Raw genomic sequence first — 24,103 nt, 5'->3', positions numbered from 1 at the left:
GGGTGGCCCGCGCGCCCCGGCGGCCCGTGTTCCTGCCCCCGGCCGGCTACCGGCAGCGGCGGCTGCGCGACGCGGCCCGCCTGCTCCCCGTCGCGGGGATCGTCCTTCTCCTGATCCCGCTGCTCTGGAAGCCCTCCGGCACCCCGCAGGGCGTGGGCAACGCGGCGGCGCTCCTTTACGTCTTCGGGGTCTGGGCGGCGCTGGTGGCGGGGGCCCGGCTCCTGGCGTGGCTCCTGCGGCTCGACGCCGAGGAGGAGGGCGGGGAGGGGCCGCCGTGATCCTGACCTTCAACACGCTGGTCGCGGTGTCGCTGGGCTATGTCGCGATGCTCTTCGCCGTGGCCTTCGCGGCGGACCGGCGGGCGCGGGCGGGGCGCGGCGGCTGGCTGCGCTCGCCGCTCATCTACACGCTGTCGCTGTCGATCTACTGCACCGCCTGGACCTTCTACGGCGCGGTCGGCTACGCGGCGCGGTCGGGGCTCGAATACCTGACGATCTACCTCGGCCCGAGCCTCGTGATGGTGGGCTGGTGGTGGGTGGTCCGCAAGCTGGTGCGGATCGGGCGGGCGCAGCGGATCACCTCCATCGCCGACCTCGTGTCCTCGCGCTTCGGCAAGTCGGTCCCCATCGGCGCGCTGGTGACGCTCATCGCGGTGGCGGGGGTCACGCCCTACATCGCGCTCCAGCTCCAGTCGATCTCGCTCACCTTCGCGGCCTTCACCGAGGGGCTGGAGGGCGGCCGCGCCGACGTGGACTTCGTGGCGCTCTGGACGGCCATCGGGCTCGCCGTGTTCACGATCCTCTTCGGCACCCGCAACCTCGACCCGTCCGAGCGGCACCATGGCATCGTCATGGCGGTGGCGGTGGAGGCGGTGGTCAAGCTCTTCGCGCTCCTCGCCGTGGGGGTCTTCGTGGTCTGGGGCCTGGGCGGCGGCGTGGGCGGCATCCTCGACCGGATCGACCGCGCGCCGATCCCGATGTGGCAGGGCAACGGCGGGCGCTGGGTCGGTCTGACCTTCCTGTCGGCGGCGGCCTTCCTGACGCTGCCCCGGATGTTCCACGTCCTGGTGGTCGAGAACGATGACGACCGCCACCTCGCCGTGGCGAGCTGGGCCTTCCCCCTCTACGTCCTCCTGATGAGCCTCTTCGTCGTCCCCATCGCCGTCGTGGGGCTCGACCGCCTGCCCGAGGGCTCGAATCCCGACCTCTTCGTGCTGGCCCTGCCGATCTCCGAGGGGCATGGCGGGCTGGCGCTGCTGGCCTTCCTCGGGGGCTTCTCCTCGGCGACCTCCATGGTGATCGTGGCGACCATCGCGCTCGCCACCATGGTCTCCAATCACATCGTCGCGCCGCTCTGGCTGTCCACGCGGCGCCCCGATCAGGTCTCGCGCGACCTGCGCGGCACGATCCTACTGGCGCGTCGGGCCTCGGTGGGCGGCGTGCTGTCGCTGGGCTACGTCTACTTCCAGATCACCGGCTCGGGCGTGGCGCTGTCCTCCATCGGGCTCATCGCCTTCGCCGGGGTGGCGCAGATCCTGCCGGCGCTGCTGGGCGGCGTGTTCTGGCGCGGCGGCACCGCCAAGGGGGCCGGGGCCGGGCTGGCCATCGGCGCGACGGTCTGGGCCTGGACGCTGTTCCTGCCCTCGTTCGGGCTGGCCGTCATCCCGGCGACCGTCCTCGAGAATGGCCCCTACGGTCTCGACTGGCTCCGGCCCCGCGCGCTCTTCGGGCTGGCGGGGCTCGACCCGCTCCTCCACGCGGTGATCTGGTCGCTGCTGCTCAACGCCACGGCCTTCACGCTGGTCTCGCTCCTCACCTTCCCCAAGCCGCTCGAACGGCTCCAGGGCGCGCAGTTCGTCAACGTGTTCGAGAGGGCGCAGCCCGGCCGCGCCTGGTCGCGCAGCGGCGCCGAGGTCGAGGATCTCCTCGTGCTCGCGCAGCGCGTCCTGGGCACCGAGGCGGCGCTCGACCTCTTCGGCGCCGAGGCCGGACGGCAGGGCAAGTCCGGCCACCTGCCCGACCCGACCCCCGCCTTCCTCCAGCGGCTGGAGCGGGAGCTCGCGGGCTCGGTCGGGGCCGCCGCCGCGCACGCCCTGGTGGGCCAGCTCGTGCAGGGCCCCGGCGTCTCGGTCGAGGATCTGATGGCCGTGGCGGGCGAGACGGCGCAGATCCTCGAATACTCCGCCCGGCTGGAGCAGAAGTCCGCCGAGCAGGAGCGCACCGCCCGCGCCCTGCGCGAGGCCAACGACAAGCTCACCCAGCTCGCCCGCCAGAAGGACGCCTTCCTGAGCCGAATCAGCCACGAGCTGCGGACGCCGATGACCGCGATCCGCTCCTTCTCCTCGCTGCTGGCCGAGGACGGGCTGTCCCCTCTGGAGGCGCAGCGATTCGCCCGGATCGTCGAGGCCGAGGCGCAGCGGATGACCCGCCTGCTCGACGACCTCCTCGACCTGTCGGTGCTGCGCGACGGGCAGGTGTCGCTCAAGCGGCAGCACGGCCTCCTGGCGGACGTCATCGACCGTGCGCTCCTGTCGGCCGGGGTCGCCCGCGCCGGGCTGCGGGTGCTGCGCGACCCGGGCCAGGAGGCGGTGGCGATCAGCACCGACCTCGACCGGCTGGCGCAGGTCTTCATCAACCTTGCCTCGAACGCCGCGAAATACTGCGACGCCGACCGGCCCGAGCTGCGGATCTCCGTGCACCGCAGGGGCGGGCAGGTGATCGTGGACTTCGCCGACAACGGGAGCGGCATCCCCGTGCCCGAGCGCGAGGTGATCTTCGAGTCCTTCGCCCGCCTCTCGGGCCGCCGCTCGGGCCGGCCCGAGCCCTCGGGCGCGGGGCTCGGACTCGCCATCTGCCGCGAGGTCATGGCGCGGCTGGGCGGCTCCATCGCCTACCTGCCGGGGCAGGGCGGAGCGGCCTTCCGGGTGGCCTTCCCCCAGGGCCTCGCCGCCGCCGCGGAGTGAGGGCCGTTCACCGGATGTCAACGACTCGGTGCTAGGGTGAGTCGACCCATGGAAAGGAGGCACAAGGTGGAACAGACGACCGCGACGCTACTTCGCCGCCTTGTGCGGCCCTCGCCGGCCCCCGCGCCGCTCACGCCCGCGCGGGCGCTCCGCATCGCCATGACCCGCGCGGCGGAACGCTCCATCTCGCTCCCCCTCGCCGTGCTGGGCGTCAGCGAGGACGAGGGGCCGCTCGACGACCTGCTCTCCCGGCTGGAGGAGGGGCTGATGATCGTCGCCCTGACCCAGGGAGAGGAGCCGGTGGGCCTCATCGCGCTCGACGCCGAGGCGCGGGCCGCCGCCATCGAGGTGCAGGCCCTGGGCCGCGTCTCGCCCCTCCCGCCCGAGCCGCGCGAGATCACGGTCGCCGACGTGACCCTGGCCCGCCCCCTCCTTTCCGCCTTCCTGGAGGAGGCCGAGGCCGCCATCGCCGGCACCTCGCTCGCGGGGTGGCTGCACGGACCCGCCCTCGCCGCGCGCCTGCCCGGCCCGCGCGAGGCGACCATGCTGCTGGGCGACGGCCTTTACCGCGTCGTGCGCCTCAGCCTGGACCTCGACGCCGGGGGGCGGCAGGGCCTCATCCTCCTGATGGTCCGGCTGCCGGGCCAAGCCCGGCCCACGCCCGCCGAGGCCGTCCCCGCGCCGACCGTCGCGCCCCAGGTCCTGGCCGCGCAGGTCGCGCTCGACGCCGTGCTGCACCGCCTGTCCCTTCCCCTCGCCGAGGCCGAGGCGCTCCATGTGGGACAGCTCCTGCCGCTGCCGGGCGTCACCGTGGCCTCGGTCCGGCTCGAAGGGAGCGGCGGCGTCGATCTCGGCTCCGCGCGGCTGGGCCAGGTCGCCGGGATGCGCGCCATCCGCATCGAGCAGCCGCCTCCCCCGGCGCTGGACCAGCTTCCCATCCCGGCCGAGTCCCTGCCGCCCATGCTGGAGAGTGCCCTTGGACCTGTCTGAGAACGGAAAAGGCTCCCCCGTGGGAGAGCCTTCGCCTTCGCATCCGCATCCGCGAGACGCCTCAGCGCTTGGCCGATTCGCCCGCCGCCGACAGCGCCATGAACTTCGCGGTCAGCTGCTCCGTCATCCCGAGCAGCGTCTGGAACGTCTTCTCCTCCTCGCGCAGCGTCGCCTCGTAGATCGGGACGTGGTGCTGGTGCCCGGTCGCCTGCGCCATCGCGATCAGCGAACGGTAGGTCGCCTGCTCGAAGGCCTCGAAGGCGACGTTGGCGAAGTGGTTCTTCATGATCTCGTCGGACATGACCGTGTGCGCCATCGCGGCCATGTTGCCCGAGAACATCGTGGCCATGTCCTTCAAGGCCGAGTTGCTGGTCCCGAACTCCTGGAGGATGCCGTCGAGCCGCTGGATCTGCGCCTCGGTCTCGGCCCCGTGCTGGCGCAGGAGCGCGGCCACCTCCGGGTAGCTCTCGATCCGCTCCAGTTGCCGGTTGATGAGCTGGGTCGCCTGCTTCTCCAGGGCATGGGCGCTCTGGATGCCCATGATGTAGTCCTGCTTGGCCTGCTCCGAGGCCTGGAGCGACCCGTGGGCCGCGCTTTGATCGTAAGCCATGAACGCTCTCCTGTGGCGGTGTCTCGCACGACGAACGCCAAGGCCGGGCGGAGGTTCACTCCTCGCGCGGTTGTTATGCGGTCAGGCCCCGGCGGGTCCGAGCCGGGGCCGCAGCGCCGAGAGGTCATAGCCCGCGCGCGCCGTCGCCGCGAGGATCTCGTCGGCCGGCAGCCGCCCGGCCTGCGCCAGCGACCACAGGATCGAGGAGCGGGTGCCCGAGGCGCAGTAGGCCAGCACCGGGCCACCCGCCATGGCCTCGGCCTGCGCGGCGATCCGTTCGGGCGTCATAGTGGGATGCGTCACCGGGTTCTCGACGAAGCGCAGGCCCGCCGACTCCACGGCGGCCCGCATCGCCCGCGCCGACAGCTCCGCCGGATTCTCCGAATCGGGGCGGTTGCAGATCACCGTGCGGAACCCGGCCTCGACGAGGGCGGGCACGTCCTCGGGGGCGATCTGCGGAGATACGGCGTAGTCGGGGGTGATGCGGCGGATGTCCATGGCGCGGAGCATAGGATCGGCGTCCGGCCCCGTCCAGCGCGCTCAGCCGATCGAGACTCCGACGATCACCAGCATGCAGCCCAGCGTGGACAGGAGCAGCGCGCCGAGGTTGATCGGCAGCGCCCGTTGCAGCCGCGCCCGCAGCGCCGCGTCGTCAAGCCCCGCGCGGCGGGCGCGGATGGCGATCAGCGCGCTCCAGACGATGCCGACGAGGCCCAGCAGCGCCACGGCCACGCCGATCCACACCAGGATGTCCATGCGCGATCCTCCGCCGCTGTGCCTTCCGCGCCTACCTTGGCCGCCCGCGCCGCGCAAGCGCTTGCGGGCGGGACCGGCCGGGGGCTACGCCGGGGGGACGAGCAGTCCCGAAAAGAGGAATCGCGCCATGCCCCCCCACCTGTCCGTGGTCGAGACCGAGCCCCTCCCGGGCGAGGAGATCCGCCAGTTCATCGAGCGCTTCGAGGCGCTGGAAGCCCAGAAGAAGGACCTAGCCGAGGAGATGAAGGAGGTCATGGCCGAGGCCAAGGGCCGCGGCTACGACGTCAAGATCCTCAAGAAGATCATCGCCCTTCGCAAGCGCGACAAGGATGACATCGACGAGGAGGAGGCGATCCTCGAACTCTACAAGCAGGCTCTCGGCATGGCCTGAGACGCGGCGCGCGGACCGGGCCGCCCTGGTTCGCGCACCCGTCCGTTCCGGGTGGAGCCGCCTCACGGCTCCGCGAAATGCTTGGACAGCTTGAGCGCCTGCCCCTGGTAGTTCGACGCGATCCCCTGGCCGTAAAGCTCGTCCGGCACCGCCGCCATCCGCTCATACAGCAGCCGCCCCACCACCTGCCCGTGCTCCAGCGCGAAGGGGGCCTCGTGGCAGCGCACCTCCAGCACCCCGCGCGACCCCGCGCCGGCCACCCCATGGCCGAAGCCCGGATCGAAGAACCCGGCGTAGTGCACCCGGAACTCCCCCACCATCGCCAGGTAGGGCGCCATCTCGGCGGCGTGGTCGGGCGGGATCGTCACCGCCTCGCGGCTCATCAGGATGTAGAAGGCTCCCGGATCGAGGATGATCCGCCCGTCCTCGGCCCGGATCTCCTCCCAGAAGGCGCGGGGGGCGTAATGCCCGATCCGGTCGAGGTCGATCACCCCCGCGTGCGGCTTGGCCCGCCAGCCCACGCGCCCGACGCCCGACAGGTCCACCGAGAACGCGAGCCCCTCGTCGATCGCCGCGTCCGCGCCGTGCACCAGCGGCACCCGCCCGTGCAGCGCCCGCAGCTCCTCGTCCGACAGCGTGCTCGCCCCCTCGCGCAGCCGGAGCTGGTTGAGCCGCATCCCCGGCCGCGCCAGCACGCTGAACGACCGGGGGCAGATCTCGGCCCAGAGCGGGCCCCGGTAGCCCTCGGGGATGCGGTCGAACTCCACGCCCCCGTCGCAGATCGTCCGCGTCAGCAGGTCCAGCCGCCCGGTCGAGGACTTGGCGTTCGCCACGCCCTCCAACCCCTCCGGCAGCGCCAGCCGTTCCATCAGCGGCACGAGATAGACGCAGCCCTTCTCCAGCACCGCGCCCCCCGACAGGTCGAAGCGGTGCATCTCGAAGTCCGGGAGCCGCGCCTCCACCGTTCGGCCCGCTCCCGCCAGGAACGACGCCCGCACCCGCACGGCGAAGCGCCCGAGCCGCAGGTCGAGCGAGGCCGGCTGCACCTGACCCGGCGCGACCGGTGTCTCGGCGGCGATGGCGCCTCCGTCGATCAGGGCGCGCAGGCGCTGGCTTGGCAGGACTCCCACGGCGCTCCCTCCCGGTCTTGGGCCTCGCGGCCAGAGGCACGGCCCGGCCCCGGACTGTCAAGGCCCCGCCTGCGGGGCCCCGAAGGGAACGACTGGAACCAGGGTGACCTTGCCGGGGGAGGATGAATGGTCGGGCTAGCAGGACTTGAACCTGCGACCTCCCGCCCCCCAGACGGACGCGCTACCAGACTGCGCTATAGCCCGACGTGGGGGCCTTCTGACCGATTCACGGGACGGGGGCAAGGGGCAAAACGATCCGCGCCGCCGGGCTTTCCGAAGCGTCAGCCCCGCCCGGCGCGCAGCTCGCGCAGGCGCGCGACCAAGGGCGCGAGCCGGGGCGCGCTCTCGCGCAGGCGCGGGAGGTCGGCCCGCGACAGCGCCGCGCGCAGCCGCTCGACCCGGCTCTCCCGCTCGGGTTCCGGCCCGGCTTCGGGCGCAGACTCGGGCGCAGACTCGGGCTCCGACTCGACCGGGGGCTCCCCGGCCTCCGGCTCCTCCTCCGCTTCCATCCGCGCGACGGTGCCCGCCACGAAAGCCTCCAGCACCGACGGGCGCGCCGTCAGCTCCTCCCGCGCGCCGGGCCAGGGGCCGACGATCACCGGATCCTCGGCCGGCGCGGGCTCCTCGACGCCCTCGCCCTCCCAGGGCAGCGACGACAGCCCGGCGACGTAGCGCGGCCCCCGTTCTCGCAGGAGCTTCTGCACGCCCCGGATGGTCATGCCCTGCTCGTGCAGCAGGATCTTGATCCCGCCCAGCAGGGCGATGTCGTCCGGCCGGTAGTAGCGCCGCCCGCCCGCCCGCTTGACGGGCCGGACCTGCGGGAACTTCGATTCCCAGAACCGCAGCACGTGCGCCGGGGTGTCGAGGAAGGCCGCCACCTCGCTGATGGTGCGGAAGGCGTCCGGGGCTTTCCCCACGGGCCTAGCTCCGGTTGCCATGGGCGATGCGGTCCTTCATGAGATGGGAGGAACGGAAGCTCAGGACGCGCCGGGGGTGGATCGGCACCTCCTCGCCGGTCTTGGGGTTGCGGCCGACCCGCGCCGCCTTCTCGCGGACCGAGAAGGTCCCGAAGGAGGAGATCTTGACCGTCTCCCCGCGCACCAGCGCGTCCGAGATGTGGCCCAGCACCGCCTCGACCAGCGCGGCGCTGTCGTTTCGCGACAGGCCCACCTCCTGGTGGACGGCATCCGCCAAGTCCATGCGTGTCAAGGTCTTGTCGGACATTCTTGCCATCCCCCCGCCGGTGTGGAGCCGAGATTAGGGCAGGGGAGTCACGGGGTCAATCGCGCGCCCGTGAGCGGGGCTCACCAGCGCAGGACCACCGACCCCCAGGCGAGGCCGCCGCCGATCGCCTCCATCACCAGGAGGTCGCCGCGCTTGATCTGCCCGCGCTGCACGCCCACCGACAGCGCCAGCGGGATCGAGGCCGCCGAGGTGTTGCCGTGGTCCTGCACGGTGACGACCACCCGGTCCATCGGCAGGCCCATCTTCTGCGCGGTGGCCTTGATGATCCGCAGGTTCGCCTGGTGCGGCACGATCCAGTCCACGTCGGCCGCCGTCAGCCCCGCCCGCTCCAGCGCCGCCTCGGCGGTCTGGGCGAGCTTGGCGACGGCGTGGCGGAAGACCTCCTTGCCCTCCATCCGCAGCACCCCCGCCGTGCCGGTGGAGATGCCGCCGTCCACATACAGCAGGTTCTTGAACGTCCCGTCCGAGCGGAGGTCGGTGGCCAGCACCCCCCGGTCCCGCGAGGTGCCCTCGGCCTCCTCGGCCTCCAGCAGCACCGCGCCCGCGCCGTCGCCGAACAGCACGCAGGTCGTCCGGTCCGTCCAGTCGAGGATCTTGGAGAAGGTCTCGGACCCGATCACCAGCACGCGCCGCGCCTGCCCCGTGACCATCAGCGCGTTGGCGGTGGTCAGCGCGTAGACGAAGCCCGCGCAGACCGCCTGGATATCGAAGGCGAAGCCCCCGGTCATGCCGATGGCCTTCTGCACCATCGTCGCCGCCGACGGGAAGGTGAGGTCCGGCGTGGAGGTGGCGACGATCACCGCGTCCACCTCGGACGCCTCTCGACCCGCCATCGCCAGCGCCGCCCGCGCCGCCCGCGCCCCCATCTCCGAGGTCGTCTGGCCCGGCGCGGCGAAGTGCCGCCGCTCGATGCCGGTCCGCTCGCGGATCCACTGGTCCGAGGTGTCGAGCGTGCGCTCGAACTCGGCGTTGGGCACCACCCGCTCGGGCAGGTAATGCCCGACGCCCGTCACCGTCGCCCTGATCGTCATGACTGCTGCTGCTCCTCCGGCGCCTCGGGGCCGCCGGCGGGGGTGGCTCCCCCGTCCATCGGGGTTCCATCCTGGGCGAGGGCGACCGCCGACGCAACCCGCGCCGCGATCCGCTCCGCGAACCCGGCCGCGCCGAGCCGCCCGGCCAGCCGCAGCGCCGCCGCGACCCCGGTCTCGTCGGCCGAGCCGTGGCTCTTGATGACGGTGCCGTTCAACCCCAGGAACACGCCGCCGTTGACCCGGCGCGGGTCCACGCGCTTGCGGAACTGCTGGAGCGAGGGCAGGGCGAGCAGCCCCGCCATCTTGCTCAGCGGCCCGCGCCCGAAGGCCTCGCGCAGGAGCGTGGAGATCAGCGTCGCCGTCCCCTCGCCGGTCTTGAGCGCGACGTTGCCGGTGAAGCCGTCGGTCACGATCACGTCCACCCGGTTCGACGGAATGTCCCCGCCCTCCACGAATCCCACGTAGTCGAACTCGCCCTTCGCCGTCGCGCCGCCGATCAGATCGTGGGCGTCCTTCAGCTCCGGCCGGCCCTTGTGCTCCTCGGTGCCGACGTTGAGCAGGCCCACGCGCGGCCGGGCGATGCCCAGGCCCTGCCGGGCATAGGAGGTGCCCATCAGCGCATAGACCAGCAGGTCCTCGGCGTCGGCGCGGATGTCCGCGCCCACGTCCAGCATGACGTTGAAGCCCATGGGGTTCAGCGAGGGCCAGAGGCAGGCGATGGCCGGGCGGTTGACGCCGGGGAGCTTCCTCAGCCGCAGCATCGACACCGCCATCAGCGCGCCGGTGTTCCCGCAGGAGACGACGGCCTGCGCCTCGCCGTCGCGCACCGAATCGACGGCGGACCACATGGATGTGCCCTTGCCGTTCCGCATCACCTGCGACGGCTTGTCGGTCATCGCGACCACGTCGGGCGCGTGCACGACCCGAACCCGCTCGCCCAGGGGACGGGCGAGGGGGGTCAGCAGCCCCTCGGGCCCATGCAGGAGCACGCGCGCCTCGGGCTGCTTGGCCAGGAACCGGCCCAGCCCCGCGACGACCGCCTCCGGCCCCCGGTCGCCGCCCATGGCGTCCAGCGACAGGACGAGGCCGCCGGCGCGCGGCGGCTCGGTCCCGCTGGACGGTCGAGGGTCAGCCATTCCGGGCGGATGCCGTGAGCTTAGGCCGCGTCCTCGTCGATCTCGACGGCGCTCGCCAGCGCCACGACCTCGCGCGAGTCGTAGTGGCCGCAGGACGGGCAGACGTGGTGCGGGCGCTTCAGCTCGCCGCAGTTGCCGCATTCGTTGGGGTTCGCGGCGACCACGAAATCATGCGCGCGGCGCTGATTGCGGCGCGACTTGGAGACTTTGTTCTGCGGGACGGCCATGTCACAACCTCGGCGTTCTGGCAGGGCGCATGGCCCATCGGTGAAAGTTCGGCGAATGCTCGCGTCACGGGGGGCGGCAATACGCCCTCCCCGCCGCGATGTCGAGCCTCGACGGAAGGCCGCGAACATAGCGGATTCCGCGCCGTCCGCAACCCTCGGATGGCGTCATTCCCTGGGCTTGATCGCGTCGCGCAAGCTGGCGAAGGGTCTGGCCTTTTCCTCGGTCAGCGCCTCCGAGCCCGGCTCGGTCACGACGACCTCGCCCAGCTCCACGCCTGCCGCGCGCGGATAGGCCGGCAGCGCCAGCGCCAGCGCCTCCAGCATGACCTCGCCCAGGTCCAGGCTGGCGGGGAGCGGCTCCACGTCGTCCTCCGGCACCTCGGCCTCGGCCGCCTCCGGCTCGGGCAGGTCGGCCATGTAGAGCCGGTCCACGCCCTCCTCGATCCGCGTCGTCACCGGCTCCAGCGTCACCACGCAGTCCTGCACCACCGTCGCGCCCAGATGCGCCTCCAGCCGCCAGTCCTTGCGCCCGCTGGGCGACAGCCGCCCCTCGAAGCGCAGCTTGCGGACGCCGGGGATGCCCAGCTCGGCGGCGACGGCGGCGCGCGCGTCCGCCTCGGGAACCAGCGCGAAGGCGATCGCCTGCCGCTGGTTGCCCTCGGACAGGCGGAGGACGTGACGGGGGAGGGGGGTGGCGTCGCTCATGGCGCTTCCTTTCTTGAAGGGGCTCGCTCCATGCCCTAAGCCGCGATATGAGGCGATCCGGGACAAGGCAAGGGGGGCACTGATGCGGACGAGTTTGGCCGGCGCCATGGCTGTGGCGCTCCTCCTTCAGGCCTGCGCGCCCATCGTCCGCAACCACGGCTACGTCCCCAGCGACTCGGCCCTCGCCACGCTCGCGCCCGGCGTGGACACGCCCGAGAGCGTGGCGGCCAAGGTCGGCCGCCCGACGACCACCGGCCTGAACGGCGACCGCAGCTTCTACTACGTGCAAAGCCGCTTCCAGCAGGTCGGCCTCGCCGCCACCGAGGAGGTGGACCGCCAGGTGCTCGCCATCAGCTTCGCCGCCGACGGAACCCTCGGCAACGTGGAGCGGTTCGGGCTGGAGGAGGGCCGCGTGGTCCCCCTCTCGCGCAACGTGACCGCCGAGGTCTTCGCCGACCGCACCTTCATCAACCAGCTCCTCGGCAACGTCGGCCGCTTCGACGCCGGCTCGCTCCTGGGTGACGACGCGGAGTGAGCCTCGTCCGCAACGAGCAGGCCAAGCTCACGGCCACCTTCCTCAACGGGGTGGCCATCGCGCTCTTCGCGGTCGGCACCCTGACGCCCGTCCTGTCGATCCTCTACGGGGACCGGCGGCCCACGCTCCTGATCCTTGTTGGAATCGCCGTTTGTATCGTGGCCTCCGGCGCACTACATTTCGGAGCGAGACGCCTCCTGAAGGGACTCGTGCCATGACCCTCGACGAATTCCTCGTCTTCATGACGATCCCCGCCGGCGGGCTGATCCTGGGCGCCTGGGCCTACTGGCTCGCCACCCGCCCCGAGAAGAAGCCCCACCACCCCGCCGAGTGACGGCTTACCGGGACGGGGACCGCCGTGCTGTCGGACCTGGTCCCTCTCGCGCTGCCTTGATGATCCTGGCGGGGGCCGGCGCGCTGGTCCTGTATGAGCATCGCCATCCGCCGGAACGCGCGGCGCGGCGCAAGGCGGCCCCCTCGGGCGACGCAGGTGCCGTCCTTGCATCCCCCGATTCTGGATACGCCGCGACCCGGGCTCGTCGGACGGCGGCCGCGACCGACCTCACTCCTCCGGCTCGAACGTCAGCGCCGCCCCGTTGATGCAGTAGCGCAGCCCCGTGGGCTTTGGCCCGTCCGGGAACACGTGCCCCAGATGCGCCGCGCAGCGCGCGCAATGCACCTCGGTCCGCGTCATCCCGTGGCTCCGGTCCACCGTCTCCTCGACGGCCTGGCTCTCCACCCCGTCGATGGGCTGCCAGAACGACGGCCAGCCCGACCCGCTCTCGTATTTCGTCTCCGAATCGAACAGCGGCGCGCCGCAGGCCACGCAGCGGAACGTGCCCTCTCCCTCCGGGAATCCCGGATGCGAGAACGCCCGCTCCGTCCCGTGCCCCCGAGTCACGCGGTAGGCCTCGGGCGACAGCTCCCGCTGCCACTCCTCGTCGCTCTTGACCACCTTCTCCATCGCATCCTCCTGATCGGCTCGCTCCCGATGTAGGGGCGCGGACCCCGGCGACCAACCCCCTCCGGTTGACGCCGCCGCCCGCGCCCCATACCTCGGCCCCCATGGCGCGCGCACCCCTCCTCCAGCTCTCCGACATCGCCCTCACCTTCGGCGGCGATCCCGTGTTCGACGGCCTCTCCCTCGCCGTGCAGGAGGGCGACCGCATCGCCCTCGTGGGCCGCAACGGCAGCGGAAAGTCCACGCTGATGAAGGTCATGGCCGGCACCGTCGAATCCGACCGGGGCCTCCGCGCCACCGCGCCGGGCACCCGCGTCGGCTACATGGAGCAGGACCCCGACCTCTCGGGCTTCGCCACCTTGGGCGACTACGCCACCGCCACCCTCCCTCCGGGCGAGGACTACCGCGTCGCCATCGCCGCCGAGGGGCTGGGCTTCGACCCCGATCGCCCCACCGCCTCCGCCTCCGGGGGCGAGCGTCGCCGCGCCGCCTTGGCCCGCCTGATGGCCGAGGAGCCCGACCTCCTCCTCCTCGACGAGCCCACCAACCACCTCGACATCGCCGCCATCGAATGGCTGGAATCCCAGCTCTCCGAGACGCGCTCCGCCTTCGTCCTCATCTCCCACGACCGCGCCGTGCTGCGGAACCTCACCCGCGCCACGCTCTGGATCGACCGGGGCGAGGTGCGCCGCCAGGACCGCGGCTTCGAGAACTTCGAGACCTGGCGCGATCAGGTCTGGGACGACGAGGACACCGCCCGCCACAAGCTCGACCAGCGCATCAAGCTGGAGGCGAAATGGGCGGTCGAGGGCATCTCGGCCCGGCGCAAGCGCAACATGGGCCGCGTCCGCGCGCTCGACGCGATGCGCGAGGAGCGGCGCGACCAGATCCGCCGCCAGGGCACGGCGGCGCTGGCCATGGAATCCGGCCCGACCTCGGGCAAGCGGGTGATCCTCGCCAAGAACCTGACCAAATCCTTCGACGGCCGCCCCATCGTGCGCGGCCTCGACCTGACCGTGCAGCGTGGCGATCGCCTTGCCCTCGTCGGCCCCAACGGCGCGGGCAAGACGACGCTCGTCAACCTCCTCCTCGGCCGCCTCGCCCCCGACGCAGGGTCGGTCACCCACGGCACCAACCTCGAGGTCGCGGTCCTCGACCAGTCCCGCGCCGCGCTCGACCCCGAGGCGACGCTCTGGGACAGCCTGACCTCCGACCCCGACCTGCGCGGCGGCCGCTCCGATCAGGTGATGGTGCGCGGCCAGCCCAAGCACGTCGTGGCCTACCTCAAGGACTTCCTCTTTGCCGACGCCCAGGCCCGCGCGCCCGTCAAATCCCTCTCGGGCGGCGAGAAGGCGCGGCTGCTGCTCGCCCGCATCATGGCCAAGCCCTCGAACCTCCTCGTCCTCGACGAGCCCACCAACGATCTCGACATCGAGACGCTGGACCTCCTCCAGGACGTGCTGGGCGACTACGACGGGACCGTGATCCTCGTCAGCCACGACCGCGACTTCCTCGACCGCGTGGCGACCCTGACCATCGCCATGGAGGGCGACGGCACGGCGACCCCCTACGCCGGCGGCTGGACCGACATGATGGCCCAGCGCGGCGGCCAGCCGCTCGGCCACCGCCCTGAAGCCTCCACCGCGCCCGCGCCGGGACCGGCCGGGTCGCCCGCCCCGCAGGCCGCTCCCGCGCCAAAGCGCAACGGCCTCAGCTTCACCGAGAAGCACCGCCTCGACACGCTCCCCGTCGAGATCGACCGCCTCACCGAGGAGATCGACCGCCTCGGCAACCTCCTCGCCGACCCCGACCTCTTCACGCGCGAGCCGGTCAAGTTCCGCAAGGCCTCCGAGATGCTGGCCCAGCGCCAGAAGGCCCTCGAATCCGCCGAGGAGGAATGGCTCCTGCTGGCCGAGAAGGCCGAGGGCTGACCCCAGCCCCCGGCCGCCGTCGGCTCAAGCCCTGGCTCAGCCGTCGAAGTTCACCTCTTCCATGATCCGCAGCGCGGCGGCCCGGTGCCCCGCCAGCTCGGTCAGGTCGAGCGTGTCCGGCGTGAACGGCCCCCAGGACGCCACCAGATCCGACAGCTCCGCGTCCGCCCGCACCGGATACTCGTTGTTCTCCTCGGCGTAGATCGCCTGCGCCTCGGGCGACACGAGGAACTCCATCAGCTCCAGCGCCTCCTCGCGGTTCGGCGCGGCGTTGGTCATCGCGATCCCCGACACGTTCACGTGCGTCCCGCCGCCCTCGAAGGTCGGGAACACGATGCGGACCGAGTTCGCCCAGTCCTGCTGCTCCGGGTCTTCGAGCATTTGACCCATATAGTATGTATTTCCCAGCGCGATGTCGCACTCGCCCTGCCAGATCGACTGCACCTGATCGCGGTCGCCGCCCTGCGGCTTCTTGGCGAGGTTGGCCTTCAGCCCCTCGGCCCAGGCCTTCGCCTGCTCCTCGCCGTGATGCGCGATCACCGCCGACAGCAGCGCGAGGTTGTAGTTGTGCACCCCCGACCGCGTGCAGATGCGCCCCTGCCACTTCGGGTCCGCGAGGTCCTCGTAGGTCGTCACCTCGCCGTCCGCCACGCGCTCCTTGCTGGCGTAGACGATGCGCGCCCGCGTCGTCAGCGCGAACCACCGCCCGTCCGCCGACCGCAGCTCCGCCGGCACCGCCGCCTCCAGGACCTCGCTCTCGACGGGCTGGATCACGCCCGCGTCCACGATCTGGCTCAGGTTGGCGATGTCCACCGTCATCACGAGGTCGGCGGGCGAGCGGTCGCCCTCGGCCACCAGCCGCTCGACGATGCCCTCCTCCACGAAGGCGAGGTTCACCATGATCCCCGTCTGGGTCGTGAAGGCGTCGATCACCGGCTGGATCAGCTCGGGCTGCCGGGTGGTGTAGACGTTGACGTCCGCCAGCGCCGGGAACGCGACGGCGCTCGCGGCAGTGGCAAGGAGGAAGGAACGCAGGCTCATCGAAAGCTCCAGTCGGTCGTTGATGCGGCGCCTTAAATCCGACTATTTCGCTCGGATCAACGCCCGACAGGATCGCCCGCCGGCCGTTCGGACCTAAGTCCGAAGCTTGTCCGCCGCCCGTACCTCGTCCCAGAGCGCGTCCATCTCCGCCAGCGTGCTCTCCGCCGGGCTCTTCCCCCGCGCGCGCAGCCCGTCCTCGACGGCGGCGAAGCGCCTCTCGAACTTCGCGTTGGCCCGCCGCAAGGCCGCCTCCGGGTCCACGCCCAGGTGCCGCGCGAGGTTCGCCACCACGAACAGCAGGTCCCCCACCTCCTCCTCGCGCGCCTCCAGCCCCTCGGCCTCGGCCACCTCCCGCGCCTCCTCGGCCACCTTGTCCAGCACCGGCCCCGCGTTCGGCCAGTCGAAGCCCACCCGCGCCGCCCGCGCCTGCAACTTCTCGGCCCGCTTCAGCGCCGGCAGCGCCAGCGCCACGCCGTCCAGCACCCGCCCGCCGCGCTCCTTCGCCTTCTGCGCCTCCCAGGCGACGGTCTGCTCCTCCGCCGTCCGCCCCCCTTCGTCCCCGAACACGTGCGGATGCCGCTTCACCATCTTGTCCGAGATCGCCCGCGCCACGTCCCCGAAGTCGAACAGCCCCGCCTCCTCGGCCATCCGTGCGTGGAACACCGACTGGAACAGCAGGTCCCCCAGCTCCCCCTTCAGCCCCGCCCAGTCCTCCTTCTGGATCGCGTCCGCGACCTCGTAGGCCTCCTCGATCGTATAGGGCGCGATGGTGGCGAAGGTCTGCTCCACATCCCAGGCGCAGCCCGTCTCCGGGTCGCGCAGCCGGGCCATGATGCCCAGCAGCCGGTCCATCTCGGTCGCGGCGTCGGCCATTGCGGTTTCCCCCCTGGCATGGGTAGCTGTCGCCGCCGGCCGTCGCATGGCCGCCCAACGGAGTCCACCCATGCCCGTCGTCAACCGCATCGCTGCCCTCGCGGACGACATGGCCGCCTGGCGCCACGCGATCCACCGCCGCCCCGAGCTGGGCTTCGACCTCCCCGAGACCTCCCGTTTCGTCGCCGAGCGCCTGCGCGAGTTCGGCGTGGACGAGCTGCACGAGGGCATCGCCCGATCCGGCGTCGTCGCCCTCATCCACGGCCAACGACCCGGCCCCGCCGTGGCCCTGCGCGCCGACATGGACGCCCTCCCCATGGACGAACAATCCGGCGTCCCCTACGCCTCCGAGATCCCCGGCCGGATGCACGCCTGCGGCCACGACGGCCACACGGCCATGCTCCTCGGCGCGGCCCGCTACCTCGCCGAGACGCGCAACTTCGCCGGCACCGCCGTCCTCCTGTTCCAACCGGCCGAGGAGCAGGGTGGCGGCGGTCAGGTCATGGTGCGGGAGGGCGTCCTCGACCGCTTCCACGTCCGCGAGGTCCACGCCCTCCACATCGCCCCCGGCGTGCCGGTGGGCGAGTTCGCGACCACCCCCGGCCCGATCATGGCCGCCGTGGACGACTTCACGGTGACGCTGACGGGGCAGGGGGGCCATGCCGCCTATCCCCACGACGCCCTCGACCCGGTCCCCGCCGCCTGCGCGCTGGTCGGCGCGCTCCAGACCATCCCCAGCCGCAACGCCGACCCGATGAAGCAGCTCGTCCTGTCGGTGACGCAGGTCCACGCCGGCAGCGCCTTCAACGTCATCCCCGACCGGGCGACGGTCGGCGGCACGATCCGCAGCTACGACAAGGCGCTCCATGCCCTCGCCCGCCGCCGGCTCGGGGAGGTCGCCCAGGGCACCGCCGCCGCCTTCGGCCTCTCCGCGACGGTGGAGTTCATCGAGGGCTACCCGCCCACCATCAACGACGCCGCCCGCACCGCCTTCGCCGTCGAGGTCGCGCAGGAGGTCGGCACCCGCGTCGAGGACCGCATGACCCCGGAGATGGGGGCCGAGGACTTCTCGTTCCTCCTCGAACAGCGCCCCGGCGCCTTCGTCATGCTCGGCAACGGCGACACGCCGATGTGCCACCACCCCGCCTTCGTCTTCGACGACCGTGCCCTGCCGCTGGGCGCGAGCTACCTCGCCCGCGTGATCGAGCGCGCCCTTCCCGTCACGGAGTGAACCCATGGGACTCGAGGATGCCAAGACCGAGGTGGACCGCGCCCTCGGCCCCCAGGACCGCGGCCCCGCCTTCGAGAACGCCTTCGGCGGCGTCACCTCCTTCCTGCGCCGCCGCTACGGCAAGGACGTGAGGGGGGCCGACCTCGCCATCCTCGGCGTCCCCTTCGACCAGGCCGTGACCCACCGCCCCGGCGCGCGCTTCGGGCCGCGCGCCATCCGCGAGGCCTCCACCCTCCAGCCCTACGACCCGCCCTATGGCTGGCCCTTCGACCCCCTGTCGGAACTCACCGTGGTGGACGCCGGCGACGTGGCCTTCGACTACGCCAGGCCCGCCGACTTCCCCGCGACCCTGACCGCCCGCGTGGCCGAGATCCTCGCGCAGGACATGGGCACCGTCGTCCTCGGCGGCGACCATTCCATCACCCTGCCGATCCTGCGCGCCTACGCGGACACGCACGGCCCCATCTCCGTCGTCCAGTTCGACGCCCATTCCGACCTCTGGCGCGACGACGACATGGACCGCATCGACCACGGCACCTTCCTCTACAAGGCGGTGAAGCAGGGCCTCGTGGACCCGGATCGCTCGGTCCAGATCGGCATCCGCACCGTGACGCCCGACCGCCTCGGGATGCCCATGATCGACGCCCGCGCCGTCCACGAGGACGGCCCCAACGCCGTGGCCGAGGAGGTGCGCCGCATCGTCGGCGCCGCGCCGGTCTATCTCACCTTCGACATCGACGCGCTCGACCCCGCCTTCGCGCCGGGCACCGGCACGCCGGTCTGGGGGGGCCTGCACTCCTGGCAGGCGGCGGCGATCCTGCGCGGCCTCGCGGGCCTCCGCGTCGTCGGCGGCGACGTGGTCGAGGTCTCGCCGCCCTACGACACCACCGGCGCGACCGCCATCGCCGGCGCCCATGTCGCGACCGAGATCCTGTGCCTCTACGCCTGGTATCGCCTCGGGCGGTGAGGCATCATCCGGTTCGGCCGGACGCGAGTCGCGGGGCGGGCCTTAGCCCACCCGACAAGGTCTCTGCCCTGTCGCAACCGGATCGGACACCGCGCCGTCGCAGGCCGCCGATGGGGGGATCGCCGATTCGCGACCCTGCCCGGACGAACCGCTAAGATTCCGTCAACGCAACGCCCGGTCCTGTAGGACGCCGTTCATCCCTCTCGGGCAATCTCCTCGCATGAACCCAGAGGAGTGATTCCATGCCCGTCCGCGCCGCCATATCCCAAGCCGACCGACCCGCCCCGCGCCCCGCGCGGGCGGCCCGTCCGGCATGGGCGCGGATCAGCCGCGCGGCGTCCTCCGCCGCGCGGCCCGTCACGGGCTCGGACCCCCGCCTTGATCTCCCCGCCCTGGCGGGCTCAGAAGCCCGCCTTGATCTCCTCGCCCTGGCGGGCTCAGAAGCCCGCCTTGATCTCCTCGAAGGTCTGGGCGTGCCGCTCCCGCGACTCGATGGAGATGGGGAGCTGCGCGAAGATCGGCGCGTCGATGACGCCCAGCCCCGAGGCGGTCAGCTCCTCGTCGCCGATCCCCTCCATGCCGGCGGTGTTGGCGCTGCCCCAGCCCGCCGCGACCAGCGCGGTCGCCGTCTCGGGCGCCAGGAAGGCGTTGGCGTAGTCATACACCTTGTCCTCGGACCCCGGCCCGTTCGTCATGTTGACGAGGCCGCAGAGCCAGACGCTCGACCCCTCGGCGGGCTCGCGCTGGAAGCCGATGGGACGGCCCTCCTCCTTCATGGTGGGGAAGGTCTCGTTCCAGGCCCAGGCGACCAGCACCTCGCCGGTGGACATGAGCTGCGCCAGCTCCGCCGGATCGGTCCAGTAGGTCCGCAGGGACGGGTGCACGTCCCGCAGCCACTGCGCGGCGGCCTCGAACTGCTCGTCCGTGGCGTTCGTCCAGTCGGTCACGCCGGTCGCGAGGTAGGCCAGCGCCCAGGCGTCATCGACGTTGTCCGGGATGGCGATGCGGCCGGCATAGGCGGGGTTCTGGAACACCGCCAGCGAGGCCACGTCCTCGGCCGGCACCTCGTCGGGGTTGTAGGCGATGGCGGTGGTGCCCCAGTCGGTGGGGATGAACAGCGTCTCGCCCTCGCCCGAGATGGCGGTGCCCGTCAGGTTCGCGTCGAGCGTGGCGAAGGATTCGATCCTCGTCGTGTCCCAGGGCTCCAGCAGCCCCGACTCGCGCCATTTGTTGACCGAGCCCGAGCAGATATGCGCCACGTCCGCCTGGAAGCCCGCCTGGACCTTCTGGAACGCCTCCTCCTCGTCCCCGAAGAACGAGAAGGTGGGCGAGGCCCCGTTCTTGGCGACGTAGGACTGGTGGAACTCGGGCGTCTCGAAGCCGGGGTAGTCGAGCACGGTCAGCTCGGCGTCCTGCGCCAGGGCGGCTTGGCCCAGGGCTACGGCGGCGAGCGACGCGGCGCCCAGGAGGGTCGCGAACTTCATGGGGGGTGTCTCCCGTTGGACAGCGTGGCGGTCTGCTCCGACGTTAGGAACCGCGCCGCCCGCCTTCAAGGGCGGTCGCGCCGCGCCGCCGATGAAAACGCCGTGCTTGCGGGGCCTTGCCCCGCCTGCCACCCTGCCGCCCAACCGCGGCGCAACCAACGCAAGCCCGCCCCCGAAAGGAGCCCCGCATGAAAACCCTGCTGGTCGAGAAGGACGACACCGCCGTCCGCGCCCACGTCACCGACGTCCCCGAGGACCGCCTCCCGGAGGGGGAGGTGACGGTCGCCGTGCGCCACTCGACGCTGAACTACAAGGACGGGCTCTGCCTCACGGGCGGCGGCGGCCTCGTGCGGACCTATCCCCACGTCCCCGGCATCGACTTCGCGGGCGTGGTCGAATCCTCCACCGACCCGCGCTGGAGCCCCGGCGACGAGGTGATCCTGACCGGCTGGCGCGTCGGCGAATCGCGCTGGGGCGGCTACGCGGAAAAGGCCCGCGTCCGCGCCGACTGGCTCGTGCGCCTGCCTCCGGGCCTGACGCTCCGCCAGTCCATGGCCGTCGGCACCGCCGGCCTCACCGCCATGCTGGCGATCCTCGCGCTGGAGGCGCATGGGCTGGAACCCGGCCAAGGCCCCGTCCTCGTCACCGGCGCGTCCGGCGGGGTGGGCAGCGTCGCCGTCGCGCTCCTGTCTGCGGCGGGCCACGAGGTCGCCGCCGTCACGGGCCGCCCCGAGACCGAGGGCTACCTCCGCGACCTCGGCGCCACCCGCATCGTCCCCCGCGCCGACCTTTCCGAGGTCAGCCCCCGGCCCCTCGAATCCGAGACCTGGGCCGGCGGCATCGACGCCGTGGGCGGCGCGATGCTGGCCCGCGTCCTCGGCCAGATGCGCTACCGCGCCGCCGTGGCCGCCGTGGGCCTCGCCGGCGGCGCGGACCTCCCCGCGACCGTGATCCCGTTCCTGCTGCGCGGCGTGAGCCTCCTCGGCATCGACTCGGTCATGGCCCCCATCCCCGAACGCGAGGCCGCCTGGGCCCGCATCGCCCGTGACCTGCCCAAGGACAAGTTCGACGCCATGACCCGCCCCGCCACGCTCGCCGACCTCCCCGACCTCGGCCGCGCCATCCTCAAGGGCCAGGTGCAGGGCCGCGTCGTGGTGGACCTCTGACATGACCGCCTTCGACGCACCTTGGGTCCGCGCCCGGTTCCCCGCCTTCGCCGTGCCCGCCCTGCGGGACCAGTCCTTCTTCGAGAACGCGGGGGGCTCCTTCCCTTGCGCGCCCGTGGTCCAGCGCCTGACCCGCTTCTACACCGAGCGGAAGGTCCAGCCCTACGCGCCCTACGCCGCCTCGCAGCTCGCGGGCGCGGAGATGGACGAAGCGCGCGCGCGTCTGGCCGCCATGCTGGGCGTGCAGACGCACGAGCTGTCCTTCGGCCCCTCGACGACTGCCAACACCTACGTCCTCGCCCAGGCCGTCCGCAAATGGCTGAAACCCGGCGAGGCCATCGTGGTGACGAACCAGGACCACGAAGCCAACTCCGGCCCCTGGCGCCGCCTTGCCGAGGATGGCGTGGAAATCCGCGAGTGGCGGATCGACCCCGCGACCGGCCACCTCGACCCCGAGGCGCTGCCCGATCTCCTGTCCGACGGGCGCGTGCGCCTCGTCTGCTTCCCCCACTGCTCGAACGTCGTCGCCGAAATCAATGATGTGGCACGCATCTGCGCCATCGCCAGGGCGGCGGGCGCGCGGACCTGCGTGGACGGCGTGAGCTACGCCCCCCACGGCCTCCCCGACGTGGGCGCTCTGGGCTGCGACGTCTACCTGTTCAGCGCCTACAAGGTCTACGGCCCCCATCAGGGGATCATGACGATCCGCGAGGACTGGGGCCGCGAGCTGCCGAACCAGGCCCATTTCTTCAACGGCGACACCCTTTACAAGCGCCTCACCCCCGCCGGTCCCGACCACGCCCAGATCGCCGCTTCCGCCGGCATCGCCGACTACCTGGAGTCGCTCTCCGCCCACCACGGCGGCCCCGCCACCGGAGCCCCGGCCGCCCGCTTCGCCCACGACCTGATGCGCGCCCGCGAGGTCCATCTGCTCCGCCCGCTGCTCGCCGCGCTCGCGGGCCGCAACGACCTCCGCCTCCTCGGCCCGACGGACCCGGACCGCCGCGCGCCCACCGTGGCCCTGGAGCTGCCCGGCCCCGCCGAGCCGGTCGCGGCGGCCCTCGCCCCCCACGGCATCATGGCCGGCGGCGGCGACTTCTACGCCGTGCGCCCGCTCCGCGCGATGGGCGTGGACCCCGCCAAGGGCGTCCTGCGCCTCAGCTTCACGCACTACACCTCCGAGGAGGACATCGACCGCCTTCTCCGCGCGCTCTCCGCCGTGCTGCCGGGGGCGACGCGATGACCGACCCGCGCTCCCCCATCCTGCTCTGGTTCCGCCGCGACCTGCGCCTCGCGGACCACCCGGCGCTTCACGCCGCGGCCGCCTCGGGCCGCCCGGTGATCCCCGTCGCCCTCTGCGACGAGGGCGTCGAGGCGCTGGGCGCCGCGCCGCGCCAGCGCCTCGGCCTCAGCCTCGCCGAACTGGCGCGGAGCCTCGAATCCCTCGGCAGCCGCCTGATCCTGCGGCGCGGCCCGGCGCTGGACACCCTGCGCGCCCTGGTGGCCGAGACCGGGGCAGGCGCGGTCTGGTGGACCCGCCTCCACGACCCGCTGTCGCGCCATCGCGACGACGCGGTGACCGACGGTTTGACGGGGCAGGGGACTGAGGCCCGCGCCTTCCCCGGCCACCTCCTCCACGAGCCCGAGGCGGTCCGAACCGGCGCGGGCGGCCCCTTCCGCATCTACGGCCCCTTCTTCAAGGCGTTGCGCGCCCGCGACCCCGGCGAGCCCCTGCCCGCGCCGCAGCGCCCCCCCGCGCCCGACCGCTGGCCCGCCTCCGACCGCCTCCCCGACTGGCGGCTCGACGCGGCCATGAACCGGGGCGGCCCCATCGTCGCCGCCTGGCAGCACCCCGGCGAGGCGCGGGCGCGCGACCGGCTCGACCGCTTCATCGCCGAACGGATCGGCGGCTACGCCACCGCCCGCGACTACCCCTCGCAGGATGGCTCCTCGCGCCTGTCCGAGAACCTGACGTTGGGCGAGATCAGCCCCCGCGCCTGCTGGCACGCGGGCCTTTCGGCGCTGGAGCGCGGCGAGGCCGGGGCTGAGCAGTTCCTCAAGGAGGTCGCGTGGCGCGACTTCTCCCATCATCTGCTGTTCCACTCGCCCGGGATCGCGACCGACCACTGGCGCCCCGAATGGCGCACGTTCCCTTGGTCGCGCGACGCCGACACGCCGCTGGTCCAGGCGTGGCAGCGGGGCCGGACCGGCATCCGCCTCGTCGATGCCGCCATGCGCGAGATGTATGTCACCGGCCGGATGCACAACCGGGCGCGGATGATCGCCGCCTCGCTCCTGACCAAGCACATGATGGTCGATTGGCGGGTCGGGCTGAAATGGTTCGAGGATTGCCTGACCGACTGGGACCCCGCCAGCAACGCGGTGAACTGGCAATGGGTCGCGGGCTCCGGCCCCGACGCCTCGCCCTTCTTCCGCATCTTCAGCCCCGAGGCGCAGTCGAAGTCCTACGACCGGCAAGGCCTCTACGAGCGGACCTGGATCGCCGAGGGGCAGGCCGCGCCGCCCGCGACAGCGCTGGCCTACTTCGACGCGATCCCCCGGTCGTGGCGGATGTCGCCCCGGGAGGCCTATCCCGAGCCGGTGCTCGATCTCGCGGCGGGACGCGCCGCCGCGCTGGCCGCTTTTCGCGCTAGACGGGAATCGTCGGGCGAGGCGGAGGGAAACCCGTGACAAAGCGGCGCAATCTCTTAGCTTTCGGCCAAGGATCGAC

Annotated in this window: 26 protein-coding genes and 1 tRNA gene; 12 read left to right on the top strand and 15 right to left on the bottom strand. The window is 72.4% G+C overall.

What is annotated here, in order from left to right; translation table 11 throughout:
* The first annotated feature begins 2 nt into the window (after positions 1–2).
* From J2Z33_RS01855 to J2Z33_RS18800, 3 genes are all read left to right on the top strand, one after another.
* Complete coding sequence (locus tag J2Z33_RS01855; RefSeq protein ID WP_209837273.1) at positions 3–278, top strand: hypothetical protein; 276 nt, start codon at positions 3–5, stop codon at positions 276–278.
* Positions 278–2,962, top strand: coding sequence for an ATP-binding protein (locus J2Z33_RS01850; RefSeq protein WP_209837497.1), 2,685 nt, complete (start codon positions 278–280; stop codon positions 2,960–2,962). Before J2Z33_RS01855 ends, J2Z33_RS01850 begins: the two co-directional genes overlap by 1 nt.
* A gap of 66 nt (positions 2,963–3,028) precedes the next feature.
* Positions 3,029–3,952: a FliM/FliN family flagellar motor switch protein gene (locus J2Z33_RS18800; RefSeq protein WP_209837271.1), complete on the top strand. Its 924-nt coding sequence runs from the start codon at positions 3,029–3,031 to the stop codon at positions 3,950–3,952.
* Between the two features lie 61 nt (positions 3,953–4,013).
* Here the strand turns inward: J2Z33_RS18800 and J2Z33_RS01840 are convergent, their stop codons facing one another.
* From J2Z33_RS01840 to J2Z33_RS01830, 3 genes are all read right to left on the bottom strand, one after another.
* Entirely contained in the window at positions 4,014–4,562 is a 549-nt protein-coding gene (locus tag J2Z33_RS01840; RefSeq protein ID WP_209837269.1) for a DUF892 family protein, read from the bottom strand.
* Between the two features lie 81 nt (positions 4,563–4,643).
* A complete protein-coding gene (locus tag J2Z33_RS01835) occupies positions 4,644–5,060 on the bottom strand; it encodes a protein tyrosine phosphatase family protein (protein WP_209837495.1) in 417 nt (138 codons plus the stop codon).
* Between the two features lie 42 nt (positions 5,061–5,102).
* Entirely contained in the window at positions 5,103–5,318 is a 216-nt protein-coding gene (locus tag J2Z33_RS01830) for a hypothetical protein (RefSeq protein ID WP_209837268.1), read from the bottom strand.
* 127 nt (positions 5,319–5,445) lie between these two features.
* Here J2Z33_RS01830 and J2Z33_RS01825 point away from each other — a divergent pair, with 127 nt between their 5' ends.
* Positions 5,446–5,709, top strand: coding sequence for a DUF2312 domain-containing protein (locus J2Z33_RS01825; RefSeq protein ID WP_209837266.1), 264 nt, complete (start codon positions 5,446–5,448; stop codon positions 5,707–5,709).
* 62 nt (positions 5,710–5,771) lie between these two features.
* On the opposite strand, the gene J2Z33_RS01820 is transcribed toward J2Z33_RS01825, so the two are convergent.
* The 8 genes from J2Z33_RS01820 to J2Z33_RS01785 form a co-directional block, all read right to left on the bottom strand.
* Entirely contained in the window at positions 5,772–6,839 is a 1,068-nt protein-coding gene (locus tag J2Z33_RS01820) for a 2'-deoxycytidine 5'-triphosphate deaminase (protein WP_209837264.1), read from the bottom strand.
* Between the two features lie 127 nt (positions 6,840–6,966).
* Positions 6,967–7,043 (bottom strand) — tRNA-Pro (locus J2Z33_RS01815).
* Positions 7,044–7,120: 77 nt separating this feature from the next.
* On the bottom strand, positions 7,121–7,756 hold the full coding sequence (locus J2Z33_RS01810; RefSeq protein ID WP_342454105.1) for a MerR family transcriptional regulator: 636 nt from the start codon (positions 7,754–7,756) through the stop codon (positions 7,121–7,123).
* Positions 7,757–7,760: 4 nt separating this feature from the next.
* On the bottom strand, positions 7,761–8,063 hold the full coding sequence (ihfA, locus tag J2Z33_RS01805; protein ID WP_209837260.1) for an integration host factor subunit alpha: 303 nt from the start codon (positions 8,061–8,063) through the stop codon (positions 7,761–7,763).
* 80 nt (positions 8,064–8,143) lie between these two features.
* Positions 8,144–9,115 carry a beta-ketoacyl-ACP synthase III gene (locus J2Z33_RS01800; protein WP_209837258.1) on the bottom strand — a complete coding sequence of 324 codons (972 nt, stop codon included), beginning with the start codon at positions 9,113–9,115 and terminating at the stop codon, positions 8,144–8,146.
* Entirely contained in the window at positions 9,112–10,251 is a 1,140-nt protein-coding gene (gene plsX / locus J2Z33_RS01795) for a phosphate acyltransferase PlsX (protein WP_209837255.1), read from the bottom strand. The genes J2Z33_RS01800 and plsX overlap by 4 nt, the downstream gene beginning before the upstream one ends.
* 20 nt (positions 10,252–10,271) lie before the next feature.
* Positions 10,272–10,478, bottom strand: a complete 207-nt coding sequence (rpmF, locus tag J2Z33_RS01790) for a 50S ribosomal protein L32 (protein ID WP_209837253.1) — start codon at positions 10,476–10,478, stop codon at positions 10,272–10,274.
* A 165-nt stretch (positions 10,479–10,643) separates the two neighbouring features.
* Entirely contained in the window at positions 10,644–11,183 is a 540-nt protein-coding gene (locus J2Z33_RS01785; protein WP_209837251.1) for a YceD family protein, read from the bottom strand.
* An 82-nt stretch (positions 11,184–11,265) separates the two neighbouring features.
* On the opposite strand from J2Z33_RS01785, the gene J2Z33_RS01780 reads away from it, so the two are divergent.
* A complete protein-coding gene (locus tag J2Z33_RS01780; RefSeq protein ID WP_209837249.1) occupies positions 11,266–11,718 on the top strand; it encodes an outer membrane protein assembly factor BamE in 453 nt (150 codons plus the stop codon).
* Positions 11,715–11,936, top strand: a complete 222-nt coding sequence (locus J2Z33_RS01775) for a hypothetical protein (RefSeq protein WP_209837247.1) — start codon at positions 11,715–11,717, stop codon at positions 11,934–11,936. The genes J2Z33_RS01780 and J2Z33_RS01775 overlap by 4 nt, the downstream gene beginning before the upstream one ends.
* A 344-nt stretch (positions 11,937–12,280) precedes the next feature.
* Here the strand turns inward: J2Z33_RS01775 and msrB are convergent, their stop codons facing one another.
* On the bottom strand, positions 12,281–12,682 hold the full coding sequence (gene msrB / locus J2Z33_RS01770; protein ID WP_209837245.1) for a peptide-methionine (R)-S-oxide reductase MsrB: 402 nt from the start codon (positions 12,680–12,682) through the stop codon (positions 12,281–12,283).
* A gap of 101 nt (positions 12,683–12,783) precedes the next feature.
* Here msrB and J2Z33_RS01765 point away from each other — a divergent pair, with 101 nt between their 5' ends.
* Positions 12,784–14,610 carry an ABC-F family ATP-binding cassette domain-containing protein gene (locus J2Z33_RS01765; RefSeq protein WP_209837243.1) on the top strand — a complete coding sequence of 609 codons (1,827 nt, stop codon included), beginning with the start codon at positions 12,784–12,786 and terminating at the stop codon, positions 14,608–14,610.
* A gap of 36 nt (positions 14,611–14,646) precedes the next feature.
* Here J2Z33_RS01765 and J2Z33_RS01760 read toward each other — a convergent pair whose 3' ends face one another.
* Complete coding sequence (locus J2Z33_RS01760) at positions 14,647–15,651, bottom strand: Fe(3+) ABC transporter substrate-binding protein (protein ID WP_209837241.1); 1,005 nt, start codon at positions 15,649–15,651, stop codon at positions 14,647–14,649.
* Between the two features lie 93 nt (positions 15,652–15,744).
* Entirely contained in the window at positions 15,745–16,524 is a 780-nt protein-coding gene (gene mazG / locus J2Z33_RS01755; protein ID WP_209837239.1) for a nucleoside triphosphate pyrophosphohydrolase, read from the bottom strand.
* Between the two features lie 70 nt (positions 16,525–16,594).
* On the opposite strand from mazG, the gene J2Z33_RS01750 reads away from it, so the two are divergent.
* Complete coding sequence (locus J2Z33_RS01750) at positions 16,595–17,755, top strand: M20 aminoacylase family protein (protein WP_209837237.1); 1,161 nt, start codon at positions 16,595–16,597, stop codon at positions 17,753–17,755.
* A 4-nt stretch (positions 17,756–17,759) separates the two neighbouring features.
* Positions 17,760–18,722 carry an agmatinase gene (gene speB / locus J2Z33_RS01745; RefSeq protein ID WP_209837235.1) on the top strand — a complete coding sequence of 321 codons (963 nt, stop codon included), beginning with the start codon at positions 17,760–17,762 and terminating at the stop codon, positions 18,720–18,722.
* A gap of 437 nt (positions 18,723–19,159) precedes the next feature.
* On the opposite strand, the gene J2Z33_RS01740 is transcribed toward speB, so the two are convergent.
* Positions 19,160–20,206: an ABC transporter substrate-binding protein gene (locus J2Z33_RS01740; protein WP_209837234.1), complete on the bottom strand. Its 1,047-nt coding sequence runs from the start codon at positions 20,204–20,206 to the stop codon at positions 19,160–19,162.
* Between the two features lie 188 nt (positions 20,207–20,394).
* Between J2Z33_RS01740 and J2Z33_RS01735 the strand changes: the two genes are divergently transcribed.
* From J2Z33_RS01735 to J2Z33_RS01725, 3 genes are read left to right on the top strand one after another with little or no spacing between them, the layout of a single operon-like run.
* Complete coding sequence (locus J2Z33_RS01735) at positions 20,395–21,372, top strand: MDR family oxidoreductase (RefSeq protein ID WP_209837232.1); 978 nt, start codon at positions 20,395–20,397, stop codon at positions 21,370–21,372.
* 1 nt (position 21,373) lies between these two features.
* Positions 21,374–22,615, top strand: a complete 1,242-nt coding sequence (locus J2Z33_RS01730; RefSeq protein WP_209837230.1) for an aminotransferase class V-fold PLP-dependent enzyme — start codon at positions 21,374–21,376, stop codon at positions 22,613–22,615.
* A complete protein-coding gene (locus J2Z33_RS01725; RefSeq protein ID WP_209837228.1) occupies positions 22,612–24,063 on the top strand; it encodes a cryptochrome/photolyase family protein in 1,452 nt (483 codons plus the stop codon). The genes J2Z33_RS01730 and J2Z33_RS01725 overlap by 4 nt, the downstream gene beginning before the upstream one ends.
* Positions 24,064–24,103 lie beyond the last annotated feature (40 nt).

The organism is Rubellimicrobium aerolatum, from assembly GCF_017872975.1.
Taxonomy (GTDB): domain Bacteria; phylum Pseudomonadota; class Alphaproteobacteria; order Rhodobacterales; family Rhodobacteraceae; genus Rubellimicrobium; species Rubellimicrobium aerolatum.
Note: the sequence above shows the minus strand (reverse complement) of the source record. Positions and strands in the feature narration are given on the sequence as shown.